At 71.4% G+C, this 5,597-nt stretch carries 5 protein-coding genes; 3 read left to right on the top strand and 2 right to left on the bottom strand.

Annotated features, from left to right (window positions below; all coding sequences use genetic code 11):
* Window positions 1-164 precede the first annotated feature (164 nt).
* Window positions 165-1,889, bottom strand: a complete 1,725-nt coding sequence (locus tag AC1DP0_RS17270; RefSeq protein WP_478086687.1) for a glycerol-3-phosphate dehydrogenase/oxidase — start codon at window positions 1,887-1,889, stop codon at window positions 165-167.
* A 127-nt stretch (window positions 1,890-2,016) separates the two neighbouring features.
* Here AC1DP0_RS17270 and glpK point away from each other — a divergent pair, with 127 nt between their 5' ends.
* Complete coding sequence (gene glpK / locus AC1DP0_RS17265; protein ID WP_478086685.1) at window positions 2,017-3,543, top strand: glycerol kinase GlpK; 1,527 nt, start codon at window positions 2,017-2,019, stop codon at window positions 3,541-3,543.
* Between the two features lie 178 nt (window positions 3,544-3,721).
* Here glpK and tpx read toward each other — a convergent pair whose 3' ends face one another.
* The gene (gene tpx / locus AC1DP0_RS17260; RefSeq protein WP_478086681.1) at window positions 3,722-4,216 is read right to left on the bottom strand and encodes a thiol peroxidase; all 495 of its coding nucleotides are present in this window, start codon (window positions 4,214-4,216) and stop codon (window positions 3,722-3,724) included.
* Window positions 4,217-4,294: 78 nt separating this feature from the next.
* Here tpx and AC1DP0_RS17255 point away from each other — a divergent pair, with 78 nt between their 5' ends.
* Both AC1DP0_RS17255 and AC1DP0_RS17250 read left to right on the top strand, forming a co-directional pair.
* Window positions 4,295-4,543: a hypothetical protein gene (locus AC1DP0_RS17255; RefSeq protein ID WP_478086677.1), complete on the top strand. Its 249-nt coding sequence runs from the start codon at window positions 4,295-4,297 to the stop codon at window positions 4,541-4,543.
* A 64-nt stretch (window positions 4,544-4,607) separates the two neighbouring features.
* The coding region (locus AC1DP0_RS17250; RefSeq protein ID WP_478086673.1) for an alpha/beta hydrolase at window positions 4,608-5,597 on the top strand (990 nt) is incomplete at its 3' end.

The raw sequence follows: 5,597 nt of genomic DNA, 5'->3' as shown, positions 1-5,597 counted from the left end.
GGTTGGGGGTGCCGCACCCGGCGGCCAGCAGGGCGCACGCCGCCAGCGCGGCAGCGACTGCGGGCAGGCCCCGTCGAGTCCTCATCCCGTCAGTCTAGGAACGCGACCGCGCCAACGACTGGTTGTCGAGCCTTTGGCCCGGTGGCTCGCGCCCGACCCCGCCGTCAGGAACCCTCGGGCGCCCGGCTGACGGGGATGCGGCGCGCGTCGGGGGCGCTGAGGCGCTCGGCGTTGGCCTCGGAGTCGGCCAGCTCCTTCTGCGACTCGAGCTCGGCCTCGACCCGGGCGAGGTAGCCCGACACCTCGGCCTCGACCCGCTCGGCGTCCCATCCGAGGACGGGCGCGATGATGTCGGCGACCGCCCGGGCGCTCTGGACGCCGCGGCTGGGCGTCTCGATGGAGATGCGGGTGCGGCGGGCGAGCACGTCGTCCAGGTGCAGCGCGCCCTCGTGCGTCGCGGCATACAACGCCTCGACCTTGAGGTACTCCTCCGCGCCGGGCAGCGGCTCGTAGAGCGAGCGGTCGTCCTCGGCGAGCGCGAAGAGCTCGTGGACGAGCGAGCCGTAGCGCTCGAGCAGGTGGGTGATGCGCCAGACGGGCAGGCCCTGGTGGCGGGCGAGCCGGTCGATCTGGTTGACGAGCGCGACGTAGCCCTCGGCGCCGGAGAGCGGGATGAACTCGGTGACGCTGTCGGAGACGTCGCCGCCGATGTCCTCCCTGGCTGCGTCGACGGCGTCGGCCGCCATGACGCGGTAGGTCGTGTACTTGCCGCCCGCGATCGAGATGAGGCCCGGCTGCGGGCGGGCGACGGCGTGCTCGCGCGACAGCTGGCTGGTGTCCTCGCTCTCGCCGGACAGCAGGGGCCGGAGGCCGGCATAGACGCCCTGGATGTCGTCGTGGGTGAGCGGCACCTTGAGCACGGTGTTGATGTGCTCGAGGATGTAGTCGATGTCGGCGCGGGTCGCCGCCGGGTGCGCGAGGTCGAGCTCCCAGTCGGTGTCGGTCGTGCCGATGATCCAGTGCGTGCCCCACGGAATGACGAAGAGCACCGACTTCTCGGTGCGCAGGATGAGGCCGGTCTCGGAGTTGACCCGGTCGCGGGCGACGACGATGTGCACGCCCTTGGAGGCGCGGACGTGGAAGCGGCCACGGCCCCCGGCCATCGTCTGGATGTCGTCGGTCCACACGCCGGTGCAGTTGATGACGACGGAGGCCCGGACCTCGGTGCGCTCGCCGGTCTCGACGTCCTCGACCAGGGCGCCCACGACGCGCTCGCCGGCGCGGAGCAGCTCGACGACGCGAGCCGAGGCAACGACGGTGGCGCCGTAGGCCGCCGCGGTTCGCACCGTCGTCAGCGTGTGCCGGGCGTCGTCGGCCTGGGCGTCGTAGTAGAGCAGGCCGCCCGTGAGCGCGTCGCGCTTGAGTGCCGGGGCGAGCTTGAGCGCGCCGGTGCGGGTCAGCTGCTTGTGACGCGGCACGGAGCGGGCGCCGCCCATCGAGTCGTAGAGCGTCAGGCCGGCCGTGACGTAGGGCCGCTCCCAGCCGCGGTTGGTCAGCGGGTAGAGGAAGGAGACCGGCTTGACGAGGTGCGGGGCGATCCGGCTCAGCATGAGCTCGCGCTCCTTGAGCGCCTCGCGCACGAGGTCGAAGTTCATCTGCTCGAGGTAGCGCAGGCCGCCGTGGAAGAGCTTGGACGACCGGGACGACGTGCCGGAGCCGAAGTCGCGCTGCTCGACGAGGGCGGTCGACAGGCCACGTGTGGCCGCGTCCAGGGCGACCCCGCCGCCGGTCACGCCGCCTCCGATGACGAGCACGTCGAAGTGCTTGGAGGCGAGGCGCTTCCACGCCTGCGCTCGGTAGTCCGTGTCCAGCCGCACTGGGCTCGTCATCGGTGTCCCTTCACGTCRCTGCCGGGGGTGCCACTCTATCGAGCCGCGTCGACATCCCGTATGCCGCAGGAAGGCCAGCCGTTGTGCGACCCGTGACGCCCACTCAGCGCGACGGTACGGTCTGGTCATGCCGACGGAGCAGCGCAGCCATGTCGTGGCGATCGACCAGGGGACGACAAGCACCCGGGCGATGGTCTTCGACCGACGGGGTCGCGTCGTGGCGGTCGACCAGCTCGAGCACCGGCAGGTCTTCCCTCGTGCGGGCTGGGTCGAGCACGACCCCATGGAGATCTGGCAGAACACCCGTGCCGTCGTCGGTGGGGCGCTCGGCAAGGCCAACCTCAACGCCACCCACATCGCTGCTGTCGGCATCACCAACCAGCGCGAGACGACGGTCGTGTGGGACCGGTCGACGGGCAGGCCGGTCCACGACGCCATCGTCTGGCAGGACACCCGCACGCAGGCCATCTGCGACGAGCTCGCCCGCGACGGGGGTGTCGAACGCTTCAAGGACGTGACCGGGCTGCCGCTCGCGACGTACTTCGCCGGGCCCAAGGCGCGCTGGATCCTCGACCACGTCGAGGGCGCCCGCGAGCGCGCCGAAGCCGGGGAGCTGCTCTTCGGCACCATCGACTCGTGGCTGCTGTGGAACCTCACCGGAGGAGCGGGCGACGGCGGCATCCACGTCACCGACGTCACGAATGCCTCGCGCACCCTCCTGATGGACCTGCGCACCCTCGACTGGGATGCCGCTGCCGCCGAGGCGATCGGTGTCCCGCTCGCGATGCTCCCCGAGATCCGCTCGTCGTCCGAGGTCTACGGCACGTGCAAGCCGGGCATCCTCATCGACGTCCCGGTCGCCGGCATCCTGGGCGACCAGCAGGCGGCGACCTTCGGGCAGGCGTGCCTCGACGTCGGCACGGCCAAGAACACCTACGGCACGGGCAACTTCATGCTGCTCAACACGGGCGAGGAGATCGTCGCCTCGACGCACGGTCTGCTCACGACGGTCTGCTACCAGCTCGGGGACGCGAAACCGGTCTACGCCCTCGAGGGTTCGATCGCCGTCACCGGCTCGCTCGTCCAGTGGCTGCGCGACAACCTCGGGCTCATCAAGGACGCGAAGGAGGTGGAGACGCTGGCGGCCACGGTCGAGGACAACGGCGGCGCCTACTTCGTGCCGGCCTTCTCCGGGCTCTTCGCGCCGCACTGGCGCCCCGACGCGCGTGGGGCCCTCGTCGGACTCACGCGCTACGTCAACAAGGGCCACATCGCGCGAGCGGCCTTGGAGGCCACGGCTTTCCAGACCCGTGAGGTGCTCGAGGCGATGAACGCCGACTCGGGTGTGCCGCTCACCGAGCTGCGGGTCGACGGTGGCATGGTCGTCAACGAGACCCTCATGCAGTTCCAGGCCGACCTGCTCGGGGTCGACGTCGTGCGGCCGGTCGTGGCCGAGACCACTGCGCTCGGCGCCGCGTATGCCGCGGGACTGGCTGTCGGCTACTGGGAGAGCACCGACGAGATCCGGGCCAACTGGGGCGAGGACCGCCGCTGGTCACCGCAGCTCGACGAGCACGAGCGCGAGCGGCTCTTCCGATCGTGGAAGAAGGCGGTGCAGCGCACCCTGGACTGGGTCGACGACGACACCCTCTGACTGACGCCCGGTCCCAGCCGTCCCGGCCGTCCCGCCTGACCCGGCCCAGTGGATCGTCGGCTTTCCGGCGCGCGCCGTGACGAGCGAGCAGGCTCCAGCGTGCGACGTGCCGGTCGACCGAGTCCTGCCGTGCCCTCATGAGCGGCATCGCGGCAGGGGATGCTGCTGGGCGTACGGGTCAGCCCAACGCGGCGATCGCGGCGTCGTAGTCGGGCTCCTGGCCGATGGCCGGGACGAGCTCGGTGTGCACCACGGTGCCGTCGGCCTCGATGACGACGACCGCGCGGGCAAGCAGCCCGGCGAAGCCGCCGTTCTCCATCCGGACCCCGTAGTCGACGCCGAAGCCCGACCGGAACGACGATGCGGCGACGACGTTCTCGATGCCCTCGGCCCCGCAGAACCGGTTCAGGGCGAACGGCAGGTCGGCCGAGACGCAGACGACAGACGCGTTGTCGAGGCTCGCGGCGATCTCGTTGAAGCGGCGAACGCTCGCCGCGCAGACGCCGGTGTCGACGCTCGGGAAGATGTTGAGGACCACGCGCTTGCCCGACGGCGGTGTGACGTCGTCGCGCAGGTTCGTGCCGGTCAGCGTGTAGGTCGGGGCGGCGGAGCCCACGGGCGGCAGCTCGCCGATGGTGTGGACGGGGATGTCTCCGAGAGAGGTGGTGGCCATGGTCGTATCTAACACGTGTCGGCCGGGAGGGAGGGATCACGCCTCGACCCGTAGGTTTGGCCCCATGAGGTGTGCCCCATGACAGAGTCCCCGGACACCAGTGCGCGCACGCGCTTCGTCATCAACCTCGTCGGCGTCATCGGCCTCCTCTTCGGTGTGCTGCCGATCGTGCGCCACCTGCTCGACCTCTCGCTCTTCGAGTTCACCGTCGCACCGTACGAGTGGTTGAAGCTCGAGGGGGCCGCCCGGTTCATCCCGCCGGGCATGGTCCTCGTGGTCTGCATCGTCGTGGCGTACGTCCTCGAGCAGAGGCTCTCGCGCGACTGAGCCGCGTCGCCAACGTTGGACGCTCGATGACCGTTCAACGAGGGGCGCGTGATGTGATGTGCCCATGTCGGTCCGGGCCTCCCTCGTCGCCGCGCTCGCCATCGGGGCGGGCCTGGTCGTCGCGCCGAGCCCGGCGGCGATCGCGGCTCCGGCCCCCGCTCCGGCCTCGGTTCAGGCTGCCGACCCCGTGTCGCCGGAGGTCACGACCGTCCCGGTCCGGGCCGAGCCGGACGGCACGCCGGTGCGCCTCGACGTGTCGGTCTGGGCGCAGTCGAGCGGCAAGCACCCGGTCGTCCTGCTCGCGCACGGCTTCGGCGGCACGAAGGACTCGGTGACGAGCGAGGCCAACGACCTGCACGACCGTGGTTACGTCGTCATCGCGTGGAGCGCGCGCGGTCACGGCCAGTCCGGTGGCCGCATCCACCTCGATGACCCGGCCTACGAGATCGCCGACGCGAGAACGCTGCTCGACCTGGCCCCCAAGCGTTCCGACGTCGAGCTCGACGCCCCGGGAGACCCACGCGCCGGCGTCATGGGCGCGTCCTACGGCGGGGCGCTCGGGCTCATGCTGGCCGGGGCGGACCGCCGCGTCGACGGTGTCGTCTCGGCCATCACGTGGAACGACCTCGCCGACGCCTTCTTCCCCCAGGCCGCCGTCACCACCCCCGCCACCACGGCGGCCGGTCGTGCCCCGGTCGACGTCGCCGGACCGTTCAAGCAGGTCTGGGCGACGAACTTCTTCCTCTCGGCCCTCCGCGGCAGCGGCCAGGGGGAGGGCGCCGGCGCCGGCGCGGCCCAATGCGGCCGCTTCGACCCGACGATCTGCCGCCTCTTCGTGCAGGCCTCCGAGACGGGKGCCGCCTCTCCGCAGCTGACGGCCCTGCTCCGCGCCCACAGCCCGAAGCCGACGATGAACGCCGTCACGGCACCGACCTTCCTCGTCCAGGGCGTCGGCGACTCGCTCTTCGGTCTCGACCAGGCCGACGCCACCGCGTCGGCCCTCGCTGCCGCCGGCACGCCGTATGCCGTGCGCTGGAGCGACGGGGGTCACGAC

The sequence above is a fragment of the Terrabacter sp. P5_B1 genome, assembly GCF_056400505.1.
Note: the sequence above shows the minus strand (reverse complement) of the source record. Positions and strands in the feature narration are given on the sequence as shown.